This window comes from Micromonospora sp. FIMYZ51, assembly GCF_038246755.1.
GTDB lineage: Bacteria > Actinomycetota > Actinomycetes > Mycobacteriales > Micromonosporaceae > Micromonospora.
Window position 1 is genome coordinate 2,468,627 of record NZ_CP134706.1, and the last position, 21,125, is coordinate 2,489,751.

The 21,125-nt window shown below is 72.2% G+C and carries 18 protein-coding genes; 17 read left to right on the plus strand and 1 reads right to left on the minus strand.

Annotated features, from left to right (window positions below):
- Positions 1–26 precede the first annotated feature (26 nt).
- From carA to QQG74_RS12100, 16 genes are all read left to right on the plus strand, one after another.
- Positions 27–1,205, plus strand: a complete 1,179-nt coding sequence (gene carA / locus QQG74_RS12025; RefSeq protein ID WP_341720366.1) for a glutamine-hydrolyzing carbamoyl-phosphate synthase small subunit — start codon at positions 27–29, stop codon at positions 1,203–1,205.
- The gene (gene carB / locus QQG74_RS12030) at positions 1,198–4,590 is read left to right on the plus strand and encodes a carbamoyl-phosphate synthase large subunit (protein ID WP_341720367.1); all 3,393 of its coding nucleotides are present in this window, start codon (positions 1,198–1,200) and stop codon (positions 4,588–4,590) included. Before carA ends, carB begins: the two co-directional genes overlap by 8 nt.
- A complete protein-coding gene (locus QQG74_RS12035) occupies positions 4,587–5,612 on the plus strand; it encodes a quinone-dependent dihydroorotate dehydrogenase (RefSeq protein ID WP_341720368.1) in 1,026 nt (341 codons plus the stop codon). The genes carB and QQG74_RS12035 overlap by 4 nt, the downstream gene beginning before the upstream one ends.
- A gap of 127 nt (positions 5,613–5,739) precedes the next feature.
- Positions 5,740–7,014 (plus strand): adenosylmethionine--8-amino-7-oxononanoate transaminase, encoded by a 1,275-nt coding sequence (locus QQG74_RS12040; protein WP_341720369.1) that lies wholly within the window; start codon positions 5,740–5,742, stop codon positions 7,012–7,014.
- Between the two features lie 77 nt (positions 7,015–7,091).
- Positions 7,092–7,928 (plus strand): orotidine-5'-phosphate decarboxylase, encoded by an 837-nt coding sequence (gene pyrF / locus QQG74_RS12045; protein ID WP_341720370.1) that lies wholly within the window; start codon positions 7,092–7,094, stop codon positions 7,926–7,928.
- Positions 7,929–8,099: 171 nt separating this feature from the next.
- Complete coding sequence (gene mihF, locus QQG74_RS12050) at positions 8,100–8,417, plus strand: integration host factor, actinobacterial type (RefSeq protein WP_088962722.1); 318 nt, start codon at positions 8,100–8,102, stop codon at positions 8,415–8,417.
- Positions 8,418–8,442: 25 nt separating this feature from the next.
- Entirely contained in the window at positions 8,443–8,976 is a 534-nt protein-coding gene (locus tag QQG74_RS12055) for a guanylate kinase (RefSeq protein ID WP_341720371.1), read from the plus strand.
- 52 nt (positions 8,977–9,028) lie between these two features.
- Positions 9,029–9,292: a DNA-directed RNA polymerase subunit omega gene (gene rpoZ / locus QQG74_RS12060; protein WP_007075826.1), complete on the plus strand. Its 264-nt coding sequence runs from the start codon at positions 9,029–9,031 to the stop codon at positions 9,290–9,292.
- Between the two features lie 13 nt (positions 9,293–9,305).
- Positions 9,306–10,517 carry a bifunctional phosphopantothenoylcysteine decarboxylase/phosphopantothenate--cysteine ligase CoaBC gene (gene coaBC, locus QQG74_RS12065; protein WP_341720372.1) on the plus strand — a complete coding sequence of 404 codons (1,212 nt, stop codon included), beginning with the start codon at positions 9,306–9,308 and terminating at the stop codon, positions 10,515–10,517.
- Positions 10,518–10,604: 87 nt separating this feature from the next.
- Entirely contained in the window at positions 10,605–11,798 is a 1,194-nt protein-coding gene (gene metK / locus QQG74_RS12070; RefSeq protein WP_341720373.1) for a methionine adenosyltransferase, read from the plus strand.
- Between the two features lie 65 nt (positions 11,799–11,863).
- Entirely contained in the window at positions 11,864–13,792 is a 1,929-nt protein-coding gene (locus QQG74_RS12075; RefSeq protein ID WP_341720374.1) for a primosomal protein N', read from the plus strand.
- Between the two features lie 139 nt (positions 13,793–13,931).
- Positions 13,932–14,915 (plus strand): AAA family ATPase, encoded by a 984-nt coding sequence (locus tag QQG74_RS12080; protein ID WP_341720375.1) that lies wholly within the window; start codon positions 13,932–13,934, stop codon positions 14,913–14,915.
- Between the two features lie 46 nt (positions 14,916–14,961).
- A complete protein-coding gene (locus QQG74_RS12085) occupies positions 14,962–16,230 on the plus strand; it encodes a cytochrome P450 (RefSeq protein WP_341720376.1) in 1,269 nt (422 codons plus the stop codon).
- 43 nt (positions 16,231–16,273) lie between these two features.
- Entirely contained in the window at positions 16,274–16,834 is a 561-nt protein-coding gene (gene def, locus QQG74_RS12090) for a peptide deformylase (protein WP_341720377.1), read from the plus strand.
- Between the two features lie 5 nt (positions 16,835–16,839).
- Positions 16,840–17,766 carry a methionyl-tRNA formyltransferase gene (fmt, locus tag QQG74_RS12095; protein ID WP_341720378.1) on the plus strand — a complete coding sequence of 309 codons (927 nt, stop codon included), beginning with the start codon at positions 16,840–16,842 and terminating at the stop codon, positions 17,764–17,766.
- Positions 17,763–19,178: a transcription antitermination factor NusB gene (locus QQG74_RS12100; RefSeq protein ID WP_341720379.1), complete on the plus strand. Its 1,416-nt coding sequence runs from the start codon at positions 17,763–17,765 to the stop codon at positions 19,176–19,178. The genes fmt and QQG74_RS12100 overlap by 4 nt, the downstream gene beginning before the upstream one ends.
- Positions 19,179–19,309: 131 nt before the next feature.
- On the opposite strand, the gene QQG74_RS12105 is transcribed toward QQG74_RS12100, so the two are convergent.
- A complete protein-coding gene (locus QQG74_RS12105; RefSeq protein ID WP_341720380.1) occupies positions 19,310–20,197 on the minus strand; it encodes a septum formation family protein in 888 nt (295 codons plus the stop codon).
- Positions 20,198–20,444: 247 nt separating this feature from the next.
- Here QQG74_RS12105 and rpe point away from each other — a divergent pair, with 247 nt between their 5' ends.
- The gene (gene rpe / locus QQG74_RS12110) at positions 20,445–21,125 is read left to right on the plus strand and encodes a ribulose-phosphate 3-epimerase (RefSeq protein ID WP_341720381.1); all 681 of its coding nucleotides are present in this window, start codon (positions 20,445–20,447) and stop codon (positions 21,123–21,125) included.

The window sequence follows — 21,125 nt, forward strand, 5'->3', positions numbered from 1 at the left end:
ACCGCAGTCCGGATCGGAGGCGCGGCATGAGTCGTAGGCGTCAAGCGATTCTCGTCCTGGAGGACGGGCGCACGTTCCAGGGCGAGGCGTACGGCAGCGTCGGGGAGACCTTCGGCGAGGCGGTCTTCAACACCGGGATGACCGGTTACCAGGAGACGCTCACCGACCCGTCGTACCACCGCCAGGTGGTGGTGCAGACCGCCCCGCACATCGGCAACACCGGGGTCAACGGCGAGGACGACGAGTCGCGGCGGATCTGGGTGGCCGGTTACGTGGTGCGTGACCCGGCCCGGGTGAGCTCGAACTGGCGGGCCACCGGCGGGCTGGAGGACCGGCTGGCCACCGAGGGTGTGGTCGGCATCAGCGGGGTGGACACCCGGGCGCTGACCCGGCACCTGCGGGAGCGTGGCGCGATGCGGGTCGGCATCTCCAGCGTCGCCGACGACCCGCGTGCGCTGCTGGCCCGGGTACGCCAGTCGCCGCAGATGCTCGGCGCGGACCTCTCCGCCGAGGTGACCACCACGGCGCCGTACGTGGTGCCTGCCGAGGGCGAGCACCGGTTCACCGTCGCCGCCCTCGACCTGGGCATCAAGCGCAACGTGCCGCGTCGGCTCGCCGCCCGCGGCGTGACCACGCACGTCCTGCCGGCGAACTCGACAATCGAGGATCTGCTCGCCACCGGCGCGGACGCGGTCTTCTTCTCGCCCGGACCGGGCGACCCGGCCACCGCCGATGCTCCGGTCAAGTTGGCCCGCGAGGTGCTGCGCCGGCAGGTGCCGCTCTTCGGTATCTGCTTCGGCAGTCAGATCCTCGGTCGGGCGCTCGGCTTCGGCACCTACAAGCTCGGCTACGGCCACCGGGGCATCAACCAGCCGGTACTCGACCGGGTCACCGGCAAGGTGGAGGTGACCAGCCACAACCACGGCTTCGCGGTCGAGGTGCCGGGGGTGCGGCCGGGCGCGCCGGTGCCGGATCAGGTGATCGAGACCGAGTTCGGCGGCGTACAGGTAAGCCATCTCTGCCTCAACGACAACGTGGTCGAGGGGTTGCGGGCCCGGGACGTGCCCGCCTTCACCGTCCAGTACCACCCGGAGGCGGCGGCCGGTCCGCACGACGCGGACTACCTCTTCGACCGCTTCGCGGAGTTGATCGAGGGTCGGGCGCACCGCGACCGGACCCACAGCGAGGGGCGCGCGAATGCCTAAGCGGAGCGATCTGAAGCACATCCTGGTGATCGGCTCCGGGCCGATCGTCATCGGGCAGGCGTGCGAGTTCGACTATTCCGGCACCCAGGCGTGCCGGGTGCTGCGTAACGAGGGGATCCGGGTCAGCCTGGTCAACTCGAACCCGGCCACGATCATGACTGATCCGGAGTTCGCCGACGCCACCTACGTCGAGCCGATCACTCCGGAGTTCGTCGAGCTGGTCATCGCCAAGGAGCGGCCGGACGCCGTACTGCCAACCCTCGGCGGGCAGACCGCGCTGAACACCGCGGTCGCGTTGCACGAGGCCGGGGTACTTGACAAGTACGGTGTCGAGCTGATCGGCGCCGACATCGACGCGATCCGCCGCGGCGAGGACCGGCAGCTGTTCAAGGAGATCGTCGCCAAGGCCGGCGTACGGATCGGGATCGAGGACCCGGCGAGCCTGGTGCCGCGCTCGCGGGTGTGTCACTCGATGGACGAGGTCCGCGAGACCGTTGCCGAGTTGGGCCTGCCGGTGGTGATCCGGCCGTCGTTCACCATGGGTGGCCTGGGGTCGGGCATGGCGCACACCGACGCCGACCTGGAGCGCATCGCCGGTGCCGGGCTGGCCGCGAGCCCGGTGCACGAGGTGCTGATCGAGGAGAGCGTGCTCGGCTGGAAGGAGTACGAACTCGAACTCATGCGGGACCGCCACGACAACGTGGTGGTGGTCTGCTCGATCGAGAACCTCGACCCGATGGGCGTGCACACCGGCGACAGCGTGACCGTGGCGCCGGCCATGACGCTCACCGACCGGGAATACCAGCGCCTGCGTGACCTGGGCATCGCGGTACTGCGCGAGGTCGGGGTGGACACCGGTGGCTGCAACATCCAGTTCGCGGTCAACCCGGCCGACGGCCGGATCGTCGTGATCGAGATGAACCCCCGGGTGTCCCGCTCCTCGGCGCTTGCCTCCAAGGCGACCGGCTTCCCGATCGCGAAGATCGCCGCGAAGCTGGCCATCGGCTACACCCTCGACGAGATCCCCAACGACATCACGTTGAAGACGCCGGCCGCGTTCGAGCCGACGCTTGACTACGTGGTGGTGAAGATCCCCCGGTTCGCGTTCGAGAAGTTCCCCGGCGCCGACCCGGAGTTGACCACCACGATGAAGTCCGTCGGCGAGGCGATGAGCCTCGGGCGCAACTTCACCGAGGCGCTGAACAAGGCGATGCGCTCGATGGAGACCAAGGCCGCCGGGTTCTGGACCGTCGCGGACCCGCCGGGCGCGACGAAGGAGAACACCCTCGCCGCGCTGGGTACGCCGCACGACGGGCGGCTCTACACGGTGGAGCGGGCGCTGCGGCTGGGCGCCTCGATCGGCGAGGTCGCCACCGCCTCGGGCGGGATCGACCCGTGGTTCCTGGACCAGATCGCCGCCCTGGTCGAGCTGCGCGCCGAGATCGTGGCCGCCCCGGTGCTCGACGCCAACCTGCTGCGGCGGGCCAAGCGGGCCGGTCTCTCCGACGGGCAGCTGGCCGCACTGCGTCCGGAACTGGCCGCCGAGGACGGCGTGCGCAGGCTGCGGCACCGGCTCGGCATCCGGCCGGTCTACAAGACCGTGGACACCTGCGCGGCCGAGTTCGAGGCCGCCACGCCGTACCACTACTCGTCCTACGACGCGGAGACCGAGGTGGTCGGCTCGGCCCGGCCCAAGGTGCTGATCCTCGGTTCCGGACCGAACCGGATCGGGCAAGGCATCGAGTTCGACTACTCCTGCGTGCACGCGGTCCAGGCGCTGCGCAGCGCGCCGCTCGGCACCACAGTGGCCGCCGCTGCCGAGGGCGTCGGTACCGGCTTCGAGACCGTCATGGTCAACTGCAATCCGGAGACGGTCTCCACCGACTACGACACCGCCGACCGGCTCTACTTCGAGCCGCTGACCTTCGAGGACGTGCTTGAGGTCTGGCACGCCGAGGACTCCTCCGGCCGGGCCGCCGGTGGGCCGGGTGTGGTCGGGGTGATCGTGCAGCTCGGCGGGCAGACCCCGCTGGGGCTGGCGCAGCGGCTCAAGAATGCCGGTGTGCCGGTGGTCGGCACCTCCCCGGAGTCGATCCACCTGGCCGAGGAGCGCGGCGCGTTCGGGTCGCTGCTGGCCCGGGCCGGTCTGCGTGCCCCGGCCCACGGCACCGCCACCTCATACGAGGAGGCGAAGGAGATCGCCGATGAAATCGGCTACCCGGTGCTGGTCCGCCCCTCGTACGTGCTCGGCGGGCGGGGCATGGAGATCGTCTACGACGACGTGACGCTGCGTGACTACATCGGCCGGGCCACCGACATCTCGCCGGACCACCCGGTGCTTGTGGACCGGTTCCTCGACGACGCCATCGAGATCGACGTGGACGCGCTCTGCGACGCCGATGGCGAGGTCTACCTCGGCGGGATCATGGAGCACATCGAGGAGGCCGGCATCCACTCCGGCGACTCCTCCTGCGCGCTGCCGCCGATCACCCTGGCCGGTTCGCACGTGGCCCAGGTCCGCCGGTACACCGAGGCGATCGCGCGGGGCATCGGCGTACGCGGCCTGCTCAACGTGCAGTACGCGCTGAAGGACGACACGCTGTACGTGCTGGAGGCCAATCCACGCGCCTCGCGTACCGTGCCGTTCGTCTCCAAGGCCACGGCGGTGCCGCTGGCCAAGGCGGCGGCCCGGATCGCGCTCGGCGCGACAATCGCCGAACTGCGCGACGAGGGGCTGCTGCCGGCCACCGGGGACGGTGGCACGCTGCCGCCGGACGCGCCGGTCGCGGTCAAGGAGGCCGTGTTGCCGTTCAAGCGGTTCCGCACGCCCGCCGGTAAGGGGGTGGATTCGCTGCTCGGCCCGGAGATGAAGTCGACCGGCGAGGTGATGGGCATCGACACCGCCTTCGGGCACGCCTTCGCCAAGTCGCAGTCGGCGGCGTACGGCTCGCTGCCGACCTCGGGCCGGATCTTCGTCTCGGTGGCGAACCGGGACAAGCGCGGGATGATCTTCCCGGTGAAGCGCCTGGCCGACCTGGGCTTCGAGATCGTCGCGACCAGTGGCACCGCCGAGGTGCTGCGCCGGCACGGCATCGCCTGCGAGCAGGTGCCCAAGCACTACGAGGCCGGCTCCGACGACGACGCGGTCTCGTTGATCCTCGGCGGCCACGTGGCCCTGGTGATCAACACTCCGCAGGGCTCCGGCGCCAGCGCCCGCTCCGACGGCTACGAGATCCGCAGCGCCGCCGTCACCGCGGACATCCCGTGCATCACCACCGTGCCGGGTGCCGCCGCCGCGGTGATGGGCATCGAGGCCCGCATCCGGGGCGACATGCAGGTTCGTCCGCTCCAGGATCTGCACGCCACGCTGCGGGCGCGGGTGTGATGTTCGAACGGACGGTGCGCCGCGGGCTGTTCCGGATCGGTGGCGGCGACGCCGAGGCGGCGCACGAGTGGACGCTGCGGCGGTTGTCGGCGCTGGCCGGCCGGCCGGTCGCGTTGGCGGCGTTGCGGGCCCGGTACGCGGTGGCGGCGCCGCGCACGGTGTTCGGGGTGCGCTTTCCCAACCCGGTCGGCCTGGCCGCCGGGATGGACAAGGACGGGGTGGCGCTGCCGGCCTGGCCCGCGCTGGGCTTCGGCTTCGTGGAGGTCGGCACGGTCACCGCGCACCCGCAGCCGGGCAACCCCCGGCCGCGGCTGTTCCGGCTGCCGGACAGCGAGGCAGTGATCAACCGGATGGGCTTCAACAACGCCGGCGCGGCAGCGCTGGCGGCGCGGCTGGCGGCGTTGCGCCGCCCGCTCGGCGTACCGCTGGGGATCTCGCTCGGCAAGTCCAAGGTGACCGCGCTTGAGGACGCAGTGGAGGATTACCGCGCGTCGTACCGGGCGTTGCGCGGGCACGGCGACTACTTCGCGGTAAACGTCTCCTCGCCGAACACCCCCGGGCTGCGCGCCCTTCAGGACCGCGAGCACCTGGACGCCTTGCTGGCCGCGTTGGTGGGGGAGAAGCCGGTGCTGGTGAAGATCGCCCCGGACCTGACCGAGCCGGCGATCGCCGAGCTGTTGGAGGTGTGTCTGGCCCGGGGCGCGGCCGGGGTGATCGCCACGAACACCACGCTCGGCCGCGACGGGCTCGCCCCGGCCGACCGGGGGCGGGCCGGCGAGGCTGGCGGCCTGTCCGGCCGTCCGCTCTCCGACCGGGCCCGACAGGTGGTCGCCTTCGTCCATGCCGAGACCGGCGGCCGGCTGCCGATCGTCGGGGTCGGTGGCATCGTCGACCCGGACGGCGCCGCGCGGATGTTCGACGCCGGTGCCAGCCTGGTGCAGCTCTACACCGGCTTCATCTACCGCGGCCCGGCCCTGCCCCGCGCGGTCGCCCGCGCGATCCGCCCCACCCCCACCCCCTAACCCCCAACCCCTAACCCCTAACCCCCACCCACCCTTCCCGCGATCATGCACTTTGTGTCGGGGCAGACAGGGCATACAGGGCAGAACGGCGACCAAATGTGCAAGATCGCGGAAAGGGGGCGGAGGGGTGCGGGCTGAGGAGATTCTCGCGGCCGATGCCGCGCACGTCTGGCATCCGTACGCCGCGTTGCCGCCGGCTGTGCCGCCGTACGTGGTGGAGTCGGCCGAGGGGGTACGGCTGCGGTTGGCCGACGGGCGCGAGCTGGTGGACGGGATGTCGTCCTGGTGGGCGGCGATTCACGGTTACCGGCATCCGGTGCTCGACGCGGCGGTCACCGATCAGCTCGGCCGGATGAGCCACGTGATGTTCGGCGGGCTGACCCACGCGCCCGCCGTGGAGTTGGCCCGCACCCTGGTCGAGCTGACTCCGGACGGGTTGGAGCACGTGTTCCTGGCCGACTCCGGCTCGGTGAGCGTCGAGGTCGCGGTCAAGATGTGCCTGCAATACCAGCGCGCCGTCGGCCGGCCGCACCGCCACCGGCTGGGCACCTGGCGGGGCGGCTATCACGGCGACACCTTCCACCCGATGAGTGTCTGCGATCCCGAGGGCGGGATGCACCACCTCTGGCGGGACGTGCTGCCCCGGCAGGTCTTCGCCCCGATGCCACCGGCCGACTACGGGTCCACCTCCGATCCGGCGTACGAGGCGGCGCTGGTCGAGGCGGTCGAGCGGCACGCCGACGAACTGGCGGCGGTGATCGTCGAGCCGGTCGTGCAGGGAGCCGGCGGGATGCGCTTTCACCATCCGCACTATCTGCGGGTGCTGCGCGAGGTGACCCGGGCCCACGACGTGCTGCTGATCTTCGACGAGATCGCCACCGGGTTCGGCCGTACCGGGACGATGTTCGCCGCCGAGCACGCCGGGGTGACGCCGGACGTGCTCTGCGTCGGCAAGGCCCTCACCGGTGGCTACCTGACCCTGGCCGCCGCACTCTGCACGGCGGAGATCGCCCGGGGCATCCGGTCGGGCGGCGTGTTGGCGCATGGCCCGACGTTCATGGGCAATCCGCTCGCCTGCGCGGTCGCCAACGCCTCGCTGGGGCTGCTGCGGGACGGGACGTGGGCGACCCAGGTGTCGAGGCTCCAGCGGGGGCTGCGGGCCGGCCTGGAGCCGCTACGAACGCTGCCAGGCGTGGTGGACGTGCGGGTCCTCGGCGGGATCGGCGTGGTGCAGCTCGATCACCAGGTGGACGTCGCAGCGGCCACGGCCGCCGCGGTGGCCCAGGGGGTGTGGCTGCGCCCGTTCCGGGATCTGGTCTACACGATGCCGCCGTACGTCACCGACGACGCCGACCTGGCGCTGATCGCGGCCGGAGTCGCGGCGGCGGTCACGGCGGGCTGAGTAGTCAGCCAACTTTCTCGCCCTGAATTGAGTAGCCGAACAGCGCAAGTTAAGCACAAGAGAAAGGCACTGGCGGAATGGAGAGCTTCGGCGCCCGATTGCATCGGGCCGTCAGCGAGCGGGGGCCGCTCTGCGTCGGGATCGACCCGCATCCCGGACTGTTGGCTCGCTGGGGCCTTGCCGACGATGTCGAGGGGTTGAGCCGGTTTTCCCGGACCGTCGTGGACGCCCTCGGTGACCGGGTTGCGGTGGTCAAGCCCCAGTCGGCGTTCTTCGAGCGATTCGGGTCCCAAGGGCTGGCGGTACTTGAGTCAACTATCCGACAGTTACGAGAACGGGGCTCGCTCGTTCTGCTCGACGTCAAGCGCGGCGACATCGGATCGACGGTCCGCGCGTACGCCTCGGCGTACCTTGACCCATCCAGCTCCATGTATGTCGACGCGATCACCGCAAGCCCTTTCCTGGGGGTCGGATCGCTCGCTCCGATGTTCGAACTGGCCGCCGAACACGGCGGCGGAGTTTTCGTTCTGGCGCTCACCTCCAACCCCGAGGGCGCCTCGGTCCAGCGGGCCCGAACCGCCGACGGACGCAGCGTCGCGCAGCTGGTGATCGACGAGGTTTCCCAGCTCAACGCGGGTGCGCAGCCACTTGGAAGCATCGGATTGGTGGTCGGTGCGACGGTCGGTGAGACCGGTTGTGACCTGTCGGCGGTGAACGGTCCACTGCTCGCGCCGGGCCTCGGAGCACAGGGCGGCACGGCGGCGGATCTGCGGATCGTTTTCGGTCCGGCACTGCCCTCGGTGCTGCCGTCGTACTCCCGCGAGGTGCTCGGCGCGGGGCCGGACCCGGCGGCCCTGCGGGCCGCAGCGGACCGCGCGGTGGCCGACTGCCGGACCGCCCTGGCGATGTCATGACTGACTGACGGGTCGGTCACTTTGTGGTGATGGCCGCGCGCCCACGTTGCCGAAAGCTCCGTTGACCGCTAGTTTTCCCCGCGCTGGGAACCCCTTGGTTCACAGCGACACCACGTTTCACAGATGCGGCGGAGCGTCCCGCCCGTCGCGATAGGGACCTGAGGAGAACTGGTGCCGCTCCCGTCACTGACCCCTGAGCAGCGCGCAGCCGCGCTGGAGAAGGCCGCGGAGATCCGCAAAGCCCGTGCCGAGCTGAAGGAGCAGCTCAAGCAGGGCAAGACCACCCTCGCTGCTGTACTTGAGCGGGCCGAGTCCGACGACGTCGTCGGCAAGCTCAAGGTGTCGGCCGTGCTTCAGGCGATGCCTGGCATCGGCAAGATCCGGGCCACCCAGATCATGGAGAAGCTCAAGATCGCCGACAGCCGTCGCCTGCGTGGCCTCGGCGAGCAGCAGCGCAAGGCCCTGCTTGGGGAGTTCGCTGCCAACTGAGCACGGCTGCGTGTAGAAACAAGCAGTGAGCTTGGATGACGAGGCGCGCCCGGCGACTCGGCTCACTGTCCTGGCCAGCCCATCCGGTGCCGGCAGGGAGAGTGTCGTCGAGTTGGTCCGGGCGCGTTCTCCGTCAGTGTGGACGCCGGTCACGCTCACCACCCGGCCGCGCCGGGAGGGCGAGCTGGACGGCGTCCAGCGACACTTCGTCGCGCCGGCGGAGTTCGACCGCCGGATGGCCGCCGGTGAACTGCTGGAGTGGAGCCGGTTCGGGGCCTACCGCCGGGGCATCGAGATCGCCCCGCTGCGCCGTCGGGTCGCCGCCGGGCAGCCGGTCCTCCTCCCGTTGGACCTCGACGGGGCGCTACTGGTCCGGGCCGCGTGGCCCGAGGCGCGACTCGTGCTACTCCATCCGTCCGGATCGCTTCCGGGCGGGACCGCGACGGTGGCCTTCGACCGTTGCCTGTCCTACGACCGAACCGAGCGCGTTGTGGATGAGCTGGTAGGATTTATCGGTTCTTCCTTCCTGGCTCCGGCCTGGCCGCGTTCGCGCGGTTGAGCGCCGGCACCGCGGTAACGCGGTCCGTGCGAGAGACGCAGAGGTTTTATCCGTGGGATCCATCGCCAACCCCGAAGGCATCACCAACCCGCCGATCGACGAGCTCCTGGAGAAGACGACGTCGAAGTACGCGCTCGTCATCTTCGCCGCCAAGCGTGCGCGTCAGGTAAACGCCTACTACAGCCAGCTCGGCGAGGGCCTGCTGGAGTACGTCGGCCCGCTGGTCGAGACCACTCCCCAGGAGAAGCCGCTCTCCATCGCGATGCGCGAGATCAACGCGGGACTACTCACCGCCGAGCCGACCGACCAGCCGTAACCTCCGGGCCCCGATGAGCGCCCGGATCATCCTCGGCGTCGGTGGCGGGATCGCTGCCTACAAGGCGTGCGAGCTGCTGCGCCTGTTCACCGAGTCAGGCCATTCGGTACGGGTCGTGCCGACCGCCGCCGCGCTGCGGTTCGTCGGCGCACCGACCTGGGCGGCGCTCTCCGGCCAGCCGGTCGCCGAGGACGTCTGGTCCGACGTGCACGAGGTGCCGCACGTGCGGCTGGGGCAGCAGGCCGACCTGGTGGTGGTCGCGCCCGCCACCGCCGACCTGCTGGCCAAGGCCGCCCAGGGCCTCGCTGACGACCTGCTCACCAACACGCTGCTCACCGCCCGCTGTCCGGTGCTGCTGGCACCGGCCATGCACACCGAGATGTGGGAGCACCCGGCGACCGTGGCCAACGTCGCCACGTTGCGGTCCCGGGGTGTGCGGGTGATCGAGCCCGCGACGGGCCGGCTCACCGGCGCCGACACCGGGAAGGGCCGACTGCCCGACCCGGCGGAGATCTTCGCGGTGGCCCGGCGGACGTTGGCCCGCGGTGCCGGCGCACCGGCCGACCTGACCGGCCGGCACGTGGTGGTCACCGCCGGTGGCACCCGGGAACCGCTGGACCCGGTGCGGTTCCTCGGTAACCGCTCCTCCGGCAAGCAGGGCTACGCGTTCGCCCGTTCCGCCGTCGCTCGTGGTGCCCGGGTCACGTTGATCTCGGCGAACGTGGCGTTGCCCGATCCGGCCGGGGCGGATCTGATTCGGGTGGGCAGCACCGCCGAACTGCGCGAGGCGACGCTGAAGGCGGCGGTGGACGCCGACGTGGTGGTGATGGCGGCGGCTCCGGCCGATTTCCGCCCGGCGACGTACTCACCTGGCAAAATCAAGAAGTCGGACGACGACGCGGCGCCCAGGATCGACCTCGTGACCAACCCGGACATCGCCGCCGAGTTGGGCCAGCGCCGTCGACCGGGGCAGGTGCTCGTGGTGTTCGCCGCCGAAACCGGCGACGCGGAGGCAAACGGGCGGGCCAAGCTCAACCGCAAACGGGCCGATCTCATCGTGATCAACGAGGTCGGCCTGAACAAGGTCTTCGGCGCGGACACCAACGCGGCCACTGTCATCGATGTGGACGGTGCGGTCACCCGGCTGCCCGAACGCGCCAAGGAGGAGTTGGCCGACGGCGTGTGGGACTTGGTGGTCGCCCGATTGGCGGACGCGGCCTCCTGACCGCGGGACCGGTGGACAACTGTCGACCACTACTGACGGCGGGTGATTACACTGCCGCAGAACGACATCCAATTATTTAGGAGTGCCGTGACACGCCGCCTCTTCACGTCCGAATCGGTCACGGAAGGCCACCCGGACAAGATTGCCGACCAGATCAGTGACGGCATCCTTGACGCCCTGCTCAGCCAGGACCCGCACAGTCGGGTGGCCGTCGAGACACTGATCACCACAGGTCAGGTCCACGTTGCCGGCGAGGTGACCACCAAGGCGTACGCCGACATCCCGACGATCGTCCGGGAGACCATCCTCGGCATCGGCTACGACTCGTCGAAGAAGGGCTTCGACGGCGCGTCGTGCGGCGTCAGCGTCTCGATCGGCTCCCAGTCGCCGGACATCGCCCAGGGCGTCGACAACGCATTCGAGCTGCGGACCGGCGCGTCCGAGAGCGCTCTGGACGCGCAGGGCGCCGGTGACCAGGGCATGATGTTCGGCTTCGCCTGCTCGGAGACGCCCGAGTTGATGCCGCTGCCGATCGCGCTGGCGCACCGGTTGGCCCGCCGGTTGGCGGCGGTCCGCAAGGACGGCACCGTCCCGTACCTGCGGCCCGACGGCAAGACCCAGGTCACCATCGAGTACGACGGACTGCGGCCGGTGCGACTCAACACGGTCGTCGTCTCCAGCCAGCACGCCGCGGACATCTCGCTGGACTCGCTGCTCACGCCGGACGTGCGCGACCACGTCATCGCGCCCGAGCTGGAGAGCCTCGGCCTGGACACCGAGGGGTACCGGCTGCTGGTCAACCCGACCGGCCGGTTCGAGATCGGCGGCCCGATGGGTGACGCCGGCCTGACCGGCCGCAAGATCATCGTGGACACCTACGGGGGCTACGCCCGGCACGGTGGTGGCGCCTTCTCCGGCAAGGACCCGTCGAAGGTCGACCGGTCCGCCGCGTACGCCATGCGGTGGGTGGCCAAGAACGTGGTCGCCGCCGGCCTGGCCGAGCGCTGCGAGGTGCAGGTCGCGTACGCGATCGGCAAGGCGCACCCGGTAAGCCTCTTCATCGAGACGTTCGGCACCGAGACCGTGCCCGTCACCTCGATCGAGAAGGCGGTCAACGAGATCTTCGACCTGCGTCCGGCCGCCATCATCCGGGACCTGCACCTGCTGCGTCCGATCTACGCGCAGACCGCCGCGTACGGCCACTTCGGCCGCGAGCTGGCGGAACTGAGCTGGGAGAACACCGACCGGGCCGCCGACCTCAAGTCGGCCGCGGGAGCCTGACCGGCAAACGGCGAGACGACCGGCGGCCCGCGGACGGGTCGCCGGTCGCTCGTGTCTGCGTCGATGTGCCGCTGGCCCACCTGGATCGCCCGTTCGACTATCTGGTCCCGCAGACGCTGGCGGCCGACGCGCTGCCCGGCGTGCGGGTGAAGGTGCGCTTCGCCGGCCAGCTCGTCGACGGCTGGCTGCTGGAACGCGCCGAGCGTTCCGACCATCCCCGGCTGGCGTACCTGGAGAAGGTGGTCTCGCCGGTGCCGGTGCTCTCGCCCGAGGTGGCCGGGCTGGCCCGGGCCGTCGCCGACCGGTACGCCGGCAGCCTGGCCGACGTCCTGCGCCTCGCCGTCCCGCCCCGGCACGCCCGGGTGGAGAAGGAGCTGATCGCCCAGGCCCCGGCGGCCGAAGCGCCGGAAACCGGCGACGCAGCAGCTGCCGGCAGCGTGCCGGAGCCGGGCGGGTGGCGGGACTATCCGGCCGGGCCGGCGCTACTGCGTGCGCTCGCCGAAGGCCGCGCGCCCCGGGCTGTGTGGTCGGCGTTGCCGGGGGAGGACTGGGCGGCCCGCTACGCCGATGTGGTCGCCGCCACCGTGGCCGCCGGCCGGGGCGCGCTCGTGGTGGTCGCCGACGGGCGGGACCTGGACCGCCTCGACGCGGCGCTGACCGCGACACTCGGCCCGGATCGGCACGTCTGCCTCTCCGCCGCGCTCGGGCCGGCGCGGCGCTACCGTGCCTTCCTCACCGCCCGTCGATCCGCCGCACCGGTGGTGATCGGCACCCGGGCGGCCATGTTCGCCCCGGTGGCCCGGCTGGGACTGGTGGCCATCTGGGACGACGGTGACGACCTGCACGCCGAGCCCCGGGCCCCGTACCCGCACGCCCGGGACGTGCTGCTCACCCGGGCCCGGCTCGAAGCGGCCGGGGCGCTGGTCGGCGGCTACACCCGCACCGCCGAGGCGCAGCTGCTGGTGGAGACGGGGTGGGCCCGCGAGGTGGTCGCGGACCGGGCGGTGCTGCGCTCGCGTACGCCCGCTGTCGCGCCGACCGGCGACGATCCGCAGTTGGCCCGGGACCCGGCGGCGGCCACCGCCCGACTGCCCAGCCTGGCCTGGACCGCCGCCCGCGAGGCGTTGCGGGCGGAGCTGCCGGTCCTGGTCCAGGTGCCCCGGCGCGGCTACCTGCCCTCGGTGGCCTGCGCCGAGTGCCGTGCCCCGGCCCGCTGCCCGCACTGCGCCGGTCCACTGGCGTTGCCGTCGGCCGGCGGGGCGCCGGCCTGCCGCTGGTGTGGCCGGGTCGCCGCCGCGTACGCCTGCCCGCATTGCGGCGGGCGGCGGCTGCGCGCCTCGGTCGTCGGTGCCCGGCGCACCGCCGAGGAGTTGGGCCGGGCCTTTCCCGATGTGCCGGTACGCACCTCCGGGCGGGACGAGGTGCTGGCCGCGGTGCCCAGCGGTGCCGGCCTGGTGATCGCCACCCCGGGGGCCGAACCGGTCGCGGCCGGCGGCTACGGTGCCGTGCTGCTGCTGGACACCTGGGCCCTGCTCACCCGCGCCGACCTGCGTGCCGGCGAGGAGGCGCTGCGGCGCTGGACGGCCGCCGCCGCGTTGGCCCGACCGGCTGCCGCCGGTGGCCGGGTGGTCGTGGTGGCCGACGGCGCACTCGCGCCGGTGCAGGCGCTGCTGCGCTGGGACGCGCCCTGGTTCGCCGCGCGGGAGCTGGCTGAGCGGCGGGAGTTGGGTTTCCCGCCGGCGGTGCGGATGGCAAGTGTCACCGGCCTGCCCGCGGCCGTGGCCGACCTGCTGGCCCAGGCGCGGCTGCCCGACGGGGCGGAACTGCTCGGCCCGGTACCGGCCGACGGTGAGCGGGAGCGGATGCTGGTACGGGTGCCCCGGGCCCGGGCGGCGGCGCTGGCCGAGGCGTTGCACGTGGCGGCGGGGGTGCGCAGCGCCCGCAAGGCGGCGGATCCGGTCCGCCTCCAGATCGACCCGCTCGCGCTCTTCTGACCGGCCGTCGCCACGGGTGGCGATCGGGGCGGCCACCGGTGAGGGTGGTAGCATCGCCCGTCATGCCGACGACGGCGGGACCACGTCGGTCCGGCGCGATAACGATCTTAATCAGCCGGTGATCAGGGGTGTACCAGTCGTGACCGTTCGTCAGTCCATCGTCTTCAACGGTGACCTCGGCAGCGGCAAGAGCACCGTCTCGGTGGTGATTGCCGAGCGGCTCGGGCTGCGCCGGGTCAGCGTCGGCGATCTCTACCGGCAGATGGCCCAGGAGCGGCAGATGACCGCGCTCCAGCTGAACCTGCACGCCGAGCTGGACCAGGCCGTCGACGGCTACGTGGACCAACTCCAGCGGGACATCGCCGCCTCCGGCGAGAGCCTGGTCATGGATTCCCGGCTGGCCTGGCACTTCTTCACCGACGCGCTCAAGGTGCACATGATCACCGAGCCGGGTGAGGCGGCCCGGCGGGTGTTGTTGCGCCCCTCGGGCCCGGCCGAGAGCTACACCTCGCTGGAGGAGGCGAAGGCCCGGCTGCGGGAGCGCAGCGAGAGCGAGCGCGGCCGGTTCCTGGTCCGCTACGGCGTGGACAAGGCGCGACTGCGCAACTACGACCTGATCTGCGACACCACCCGGGCCTCGGCCGACGAGGTGGTCGAGCGGATCATCGACGCGTACGAGGGCCGCCTCGCCCCCGACGTGCTGCGCGGCGCGCCGCCGCTGCTGCTGCTCGACCCGGCCCGGGTCTACCCGACCGAGGACGTCGCGGGGCTGCGCGGGCTCTGGGACTCGTCCGTCTCCGACGAGGTCGCGACGGCCGGCGAGACCGGCCTGGAGCCGCTGGAGATCGGCTACACCGGCGAGTACTTCTTCGTGGTCAACGGGCACCGTCGGCTCAGCGCCGCCCTGCGTAACGGGTTCCGGCTGGTGCCCGGCCGGCTGGTCGCCGAGGTCGACGAGCCGGTGGTCGGCGACATCAGCGCCATCGACTACTTCGCCGCGCAGGCCCGGCCCAGCCTGATCCACGACTGGGAGGCCGCCCACGAGATCCGCCTGCCGCTGCCGGAGCACGCCCTGCTCGCCGGCGACGCGGTGTTGGCCGGGGAGACGGGCAGCGCCGGCTGAGCACGCGCGGGCATGATGGAGCCTTCGGCGCAACGGGGAGGCCATCATGGACGCCGTCGAGGCATTCGCATCGCTCATGTCGCCCGCGGGGCGCATCGACCCGTACCCGGCGTACGAGCGGCTACGGGCCCACGGTCCGGTGGTCCAGGCCGGCCCGGACCTCTACGCGGTCACCGGTTACGCGGAGATCGACGAACTCCTCCGGGACGCCCGGATCCGGGTGCTCGACGATCAGCTCCGCGACGACGTCCTGCCGGAGTGGCGGAACAGTCCCGCCGTGTCGTCGATCGCCCGGTCGATGCTGCGTACCAACCCGCCCGACCACAGCCGGATGCGGCGGTTGGCCGCCGGAGCGTTCACCCCGCGCCGGATCGGGGCCATGCGCGAGGTGGTGGCGGCGCAGGCCGGCGAGCTGATCGAGACGATGGCGGCGGCCGGCCGAAACGGGACACCTGTCGACTTCATGGCCGAGTTCGCCTACCCGCTACCGGTCGGGGTGATCTGTGCGCTGCTCGGCGTGCCGACCGCCGACCGCCCGCTGTTCCGCCGCTGGGCGGCCGACCTCACCGGCGTCCTGGAGCCGGAGATCACCCCGGCCGAACTGGCGGTGGCGGACGCGGGTGCCACGCAACTGCGTGACTACTTCACCGAGCTGGTGGCCGCCCGCCGTCGGCGTCCGGCCGACGACCTGACCACCGCGCTGGTGCAGGCGTACGACGCCGATGACCGGCTCTCCGGCGAGGAACTGCTGGCCAACCTGGTGATCCTGCTTGTCGCCGGCTTCGAGACCACCACCAACCTGCTCGGCAACGGCCTGGCGGTGCTGCTGGCGCATCCGGGGGCTGCCGAGGGGCTGCGCCGGCATCCGGAGCACGCCCCGGCCTACGTCGACGAGCTGTTGCGCTACGACTCGCCGGTGCAGCTGACCACCCGCACCAGCGGCGCGGCGGTCCGGATCGGCGGCGTCGAGCTGCCCGCCGGCAGTTGGCTCCTGCTGCTGTTCGGCGCGGCCAACCGGGACCCCCGGCGCTATCCGGAGCCCGACCGCTTCGACCCGTGGCGGGCCCTGCTGAACCCGCTCTCCTTCGGCGCGGGGCCGCACTACTGCCTCGGTGCCGGGCTGGCCCGGCTGGAGGCGCAGGTCGCCTTCCCGCTGCTGCTGCGCCGGCTGCCCGAGCTGGCCCCGGCCGGTGCGTCCCGACGCCGGATCCGGTTGACCCTGCGGGGCTACGACGTCCTGCCGATCACCGTGGGTGAGCCGGCGCCGGCCGCCGATCATGGTGCGCCGGCCGGGACGGTCCCGGGCACTCCGTAGACTGGTACGGCACTCGCCGTTCCACCGTAAGGAGCCAATCCGCGTGACCGTCCAGCCCATCCGTCTGTTCGGGGATCCGGTGCTGCGCACGCCGGCCGATCCGGTGGTCGATTTCGACGCCGAGCTGCGCAAGCTCATCACCGACCTGACCGACACCATGCGTGAGCAGAACGGGGCCGGCCTCGCCGCGCCGCAGCTCGGCGTGGGCCTGCGGGTGTTCACGTTCCACGTCGACGACGTGCTCGGTCACCTGGTGAATCCGGTCCTGGAGTTTCCCGACGAGGAGGAGCAGGACGGCCCGGAGGGCTGCCTCTCCATCCCCGGGCTGTACTTCGACACCAAGCGCCGGCAGAACGTGGTCGCCAAGGGCTTCACCGGCCACGGCGACCCGGTGCAGATCGTCGGCACCGGGCTGATGGCGCGCTGCGTGCAGCACGAGACCGATCACCTCGACGGGGTGCTCTTCATCGACCGGCTGGATTCGGCCGGCCGCAAGGAGGCGATGAAGGCGATCCGCCAGGCCGAGTGGTACGACGCCGCCGCACCACCCACGGTCAAGCTGAGTCCGCACGTGGCCGGCAGCCCCTTCGGCCTGGGGCGGTGACCCGGATGCGTGTGATCTTCGCCGGTACGCCGGCCGTCGCCGTTCCCGCCCTCGCCGCCGTGGCCGCCTCCCGGCACGAGTTGGTCGCCGTGGTCACCCGGCCGGACGCCCCGGCCGGGCGCGGCCGTGGCCTGGTCCGCTCGCCGGTCGGTGCCTGGGCCGACGAGCGCGGCATCGAGGTGCTGACTCCGGCCCGCCCGCGTGAGCCCGAGTTCCTGGACCGGCTGCGTGAGCTGGCTGTGGACTGTGTCCCGGTGGTGGCCTACGGTGCGCTGGTGCCGCCGGTGGCGCTGGCGATTCCTCGGCACGGCTGGGTGAACCTGCACTTCTCGCTGCTGCCGGCGTGGCGTGGTGCCGCACCGGTGCAGCACGCCGTGCTGCACGGCGACGAGCTGACCGGGGCCAGCGTCTTCCAACTGGAGGAGGGGCTGGACACCGGGCCGGTCTACGGCACACTCACCGACGAGATCCGGCCCAGCGACACCTCCGGTGACCTGCTGGAACGACTGGCGCACACCGGCGCAGGGCTGCTTGTGGCGGTGCTTGACGCGCTGGCCGACGGCACCGCCCGGGCCGAGCCGCAGCCCGCCGACGGGGTCTCCCTGGCACCGAAGCTGACGGTCGAGGACGCCCGGGTCCGCTGGTCCGACCCGGCCTTCGCGGTGGACCGGCGGATCCGTGCCTGCACTCCGGCGCCCGGCCCCTGGACCACCTTCCGTGGCGAGCGGGTCAAGCTGGGTCCGGTCACCCCGGCCCCCGACGCCCCCGACCTGAAGCCGGGGGAGCTGCTTGTGGAGAAGGCGCGGGTGCTGGCGGGCACGGCCACCGTGCCGGTCCGGCTCGGCGAGGTGCGGGCGGCGGGCAAGCGGGCCATGCCGGCGACCGACTGGGCGCGCGGTGCCCGGGTCAGCGCCGGGGAGGAGTTCGCGTGAGGGACACCGCTCCCCGCCGGGGGACGGATCGGCGGGGACCGCGTGCCGCGCGGCCGACGATGGACCGGCCACGGCATGCCGCGTACGAGGCGGTCGCGGCGGTCAACCGCGATGACGCGTACGCCAACCTGGTGTTGCCGGCGATCCTGCGCGAGCAGGGGCTGGTCGGTCGGGATGCCGCCTTCGCCACCGAGCTGACCTACGGCACCCTGCGTCGCGTCGGCACCCTCGACGCGATCCTCACCGCCGCCGCCGGTCGGGACGTGCAACGGATCGACCCGCCGGTACGCGACGCGCTGCGGATCGGCGCGTACCAGCTGCTGCACACCCGGGTGCCGGCGCATGCGGCGGTCTCCTCGACCGTCGACCTGGTCCGGACGGTCGGTCCGGGAGCCACCGGTTTCGCCAACGCGGTGCTGCGCGAGGTCGCCGAGCGGGACGCCGACGACTGGGTGGCGCGGCTGGCCCCGCCGTGGGAGACCGATCCGATCGGTCACCTCGCCCTGGCCTACAGCCATCCACAGTGGATTATCCGGGCGTTTTCCGAGGCGCTCGGCGGAGACCTCGGCGAGACCACCCGGCTGCTGATCGAGGACAACGAACGCCCGCCGGTGCACCTGTGCGCCCGTCCGGGCCTCGCCGACCCGGTCGAGTTGGCCGAGCAGGCCGGTGGTGCGCCGGGTGCCTTCTCGCCGTACGCCGTCTATCTCGACGGCGGTGCCCCGGGCGACCTGCCGGCGGTGGCCGACGGGCGGGCGCACGTCCAGGACGAAGGCTCCCAACTGGTCGCGACCGCCCTGGCCGTGGCGCCGGTGGACGGCCCGGACGGCCGCTGGCTCGACCTGTGCGCCGGGCCGGGCGGCAAGTCGGGGCTGCTCGGCGCGATCGCCGCGCAGCGCGGTGCCCGGTTGACCGCGGTGGAGGTGGCCGAACACCGGGCCCGGCTGGTCGCCAGCGCGACCCAGGGCCTGCCGGTGACCGTGCTGAACACCGACGGGCGGCTGGTCGGCACCGAGCCGAAGCTGCCGGAGGAGCACTTCGACCGGGTGCTTGTCGACGCGCCGTGCACCGGTCTGGGCTCGCTGCGCCGCCGGCCCGAGTCACGCTGGCGGCGGCAGCCCTCGGACCTGCCGGCCCTGACCCGGTTGCAGCGCGAGCTGCTCGCGGCAGGTCTGCGGGCGGTCCGGCCCGGCGGGGTGGTGGCCTATGTGACCTGTTCGCCGCACACCGTGGAGACCCATGTGTCGGTGACCGAGGCGGCCCGCCGCAGCGGCACGTCGGTGGACTTCGTGGACGCCCGGCCGTTGCTGCCGGCCGGCATGCCGGGCCTCGGTGACGGCCCGACGGTGCAACTGTGGCCGCACCGGCACGGCACCGACGCCATGTTCCTCGCCCTGCTGCGCCGCAGCTGACCGCCGCCGGCCCGCGACCAGCATCGGCGTCGCGGGCCCGGCGCGGGCACCCCCCGGCGGCACGGACGCTGGCAACCCGGCGGCGGCGCGAGTCGTCGCGCGAGCGCCGGAGGATCCAGGCGGAGCGCCGGTCAGGTCACGGGTAGGCCCTGCGGACCGACGCCGCGCATCGAACCGGTGAGCTTGCGGTCGTCGCTCCACAGGATGCAGCGCACCCCCCGGTCGCCCTCCTCCCATTCCCGCTGCGACGGCGGATAGAAGATGGAGCCGGCGCGGTAGGGCAGGTCGGCGTTGTTGGGTACGTCGGCGTAGGCGGCGATCAGTTCCATGCAGCGCTTGTGTGCCTGGCCTGCGGAGTTGGTGAACTCCTCCCAGGCCATGTCCTCTTCGACGTACACGCCGACGAACTCGGCGCCGTGCGGCTCGGTGCACAGCACCGGGGCCATGTAGTTCAGGCTGTTGCCGATGAGCTTCGGGTCGAAGCAGCGGTGCACCAGCGGCGAGTTGCCGATCAGCGCGCCACGCAGGCTGCCGGTGCGGTTCACCGGTCGGGTGTTGTCGATGCTGTCGGTCTCGCTCAGGTCGCAGCGGAACCACCGGGCACCGCCGTTCCACGCCGCCACCGAGGGCAGGGCGATGTTGAGCGTCAGCCGGGCGATGTGCCAGTCCCCGCCGAGCACCAACCGGGCCCGCTGGTCGCACTCGGCGCGGGCGGTGCGCAGTGCCGCCGAACCCGGCTCGGGTCGCGGACCCTGGGCCGCCGATCCGGTGAACGTGCCGACGTGCACCGTCTCGGCCAGATGGTTGCGGGCGCAGTCCACGGTCTCGTAGGTGCTCGCCTGCACGATCGCGGTGACCCGGGGCAGGCAGGCGTCGGTGGCCGGGACGAACATCGTCGGCGCACGCAACGCGGGCCAGTCGTTGGTGAGGTCACCGTCCGTGCCGCTCGGCCGTACGCAGCCGCCCAGCAGGAGCACCGTCACGCCGGCCAGCGCCAGCGCCGCGAGCCACCGTCGCATCGTTCGCCCTTTCCGAGAGCCGCCGCCCGGATGTCGGCTCCCGCGCCCACCGGCCTGCACCATACCGCCACCGTCCCCGATGGAGTGTTGTCGCCATTGGGCCGGTCGGCCAGTCGGGATCCCAGGTCGTGCCGTTCCGTCGGCCCGATGGGGCCCATTCTGTACCACCGGTCACCTTCGGGTCACGGGGTGTCTCGATTGGTGCCGTGCCGCCGACGGCTGGTGGCCGCGTTCGTACACTGGCCCTGTGACCGTACCGCCGCCGATCGTCGCGCCAAGCATCCTGGCCGCCGATTTCGCCCGCCTCGCCGAAGAGGTCCGTGCCGTCGAGACCGCCGCGGACTGGTTGCACGTCGATGTGATGGACAACCACTTCGTGCCGAACCTGACCATCGGGCTGCCGGTGGTGCAGAGCCTGCGGGCCGCCACCGAGCTGCCGTTCGACGTGCACCTGATGATCAACGATCCGCGCCGGTGGGCACCCGGCTACGCGGACGCCGGTGCCTACAACGTGACCTTCCACGCCGAGGCCTGCGACGACCCCGTGTCGCTGGCCAAGGATCTGCGCGCGGCGGGTGCCAAGGCGGGGCTGGCGATCGACCGGGACACCCCGATCGAGCCGTACCTCGACCTGTTGCCGAGCTTCGACACGCTGCTGATCATGACGATCAAGGCCGGGTTCGGCGGGCAACGGTTCATCCCGGAGCTGCTGGAGAAGGTCCGCACCGCGCGTCGGCACGTCGACGCCGGCCACCTCGAACTGCGCATCGAGGTCGACGGCGGGATCGCCGCCGACACCATCGAGCAGGCGGCGGCGGCCGGTGCCGACGCGTTCGTCGCCGGCACCGCCGTCTACGGCGCGGACGACCCGGCCGAGGCGGTACGCCGGCTGCGCGGGCTGGCGGAGCGTGCGGCTGCCGGGGCCTGA

Excerpts from the sequence above, each read along its gene's own strand:
- fmt (WP_341720378.1), top strand. The coding sequence starts at position 16,840 with ATGCGTGTGATCTTCGCCGGTACGCCGGCCGTCGCCGTTCCCGCCCTC.
- carB (WP_341720367.1), top strand. The coding sequence starts at position 1,198 with ATGCCTAAGCGGAGCGATCTGAAGCACATCCTGGTGATCGGCTCCGGG.
- QQG74_RS12085 (WP_341720376.1), top strand. The coding sequence starts at position 14,962 with ATGGACGCCGTCGAGGCATTCGCATCGCTCATGTCGCCCGCGGGGCGC.
- coaBC (WP_341720372.1), top strand. The coding sequence starts at position 9,306 with ATGAGCGCCCGGATCATCCTCGGCGTCGGTGGCGGGATCGCTGCCTAC.
- QQG74_RS12105 (WP_341720380.1), bottom strand. The coding sequence starts at position 20,197 with ATGCGACGGTGGCTCGCGGCGCTGGCGCTGGCCGGCGTGACGGTGCTC.
- carA (WP_341720366.1), top strand. The coding sequence starts at position 27 with ATGAGTCGTAGGCGTCAAGCGATTCTCGTCCTGGAGGACGGGCGCACG.
- pyrF (WP_341720370.1), top strand. The coding sequence starts at position 7,092 with ATGGAGAGCTTCGGCGCCCGATTGCATCGGGCCGTCAGCGAGCGGGGG.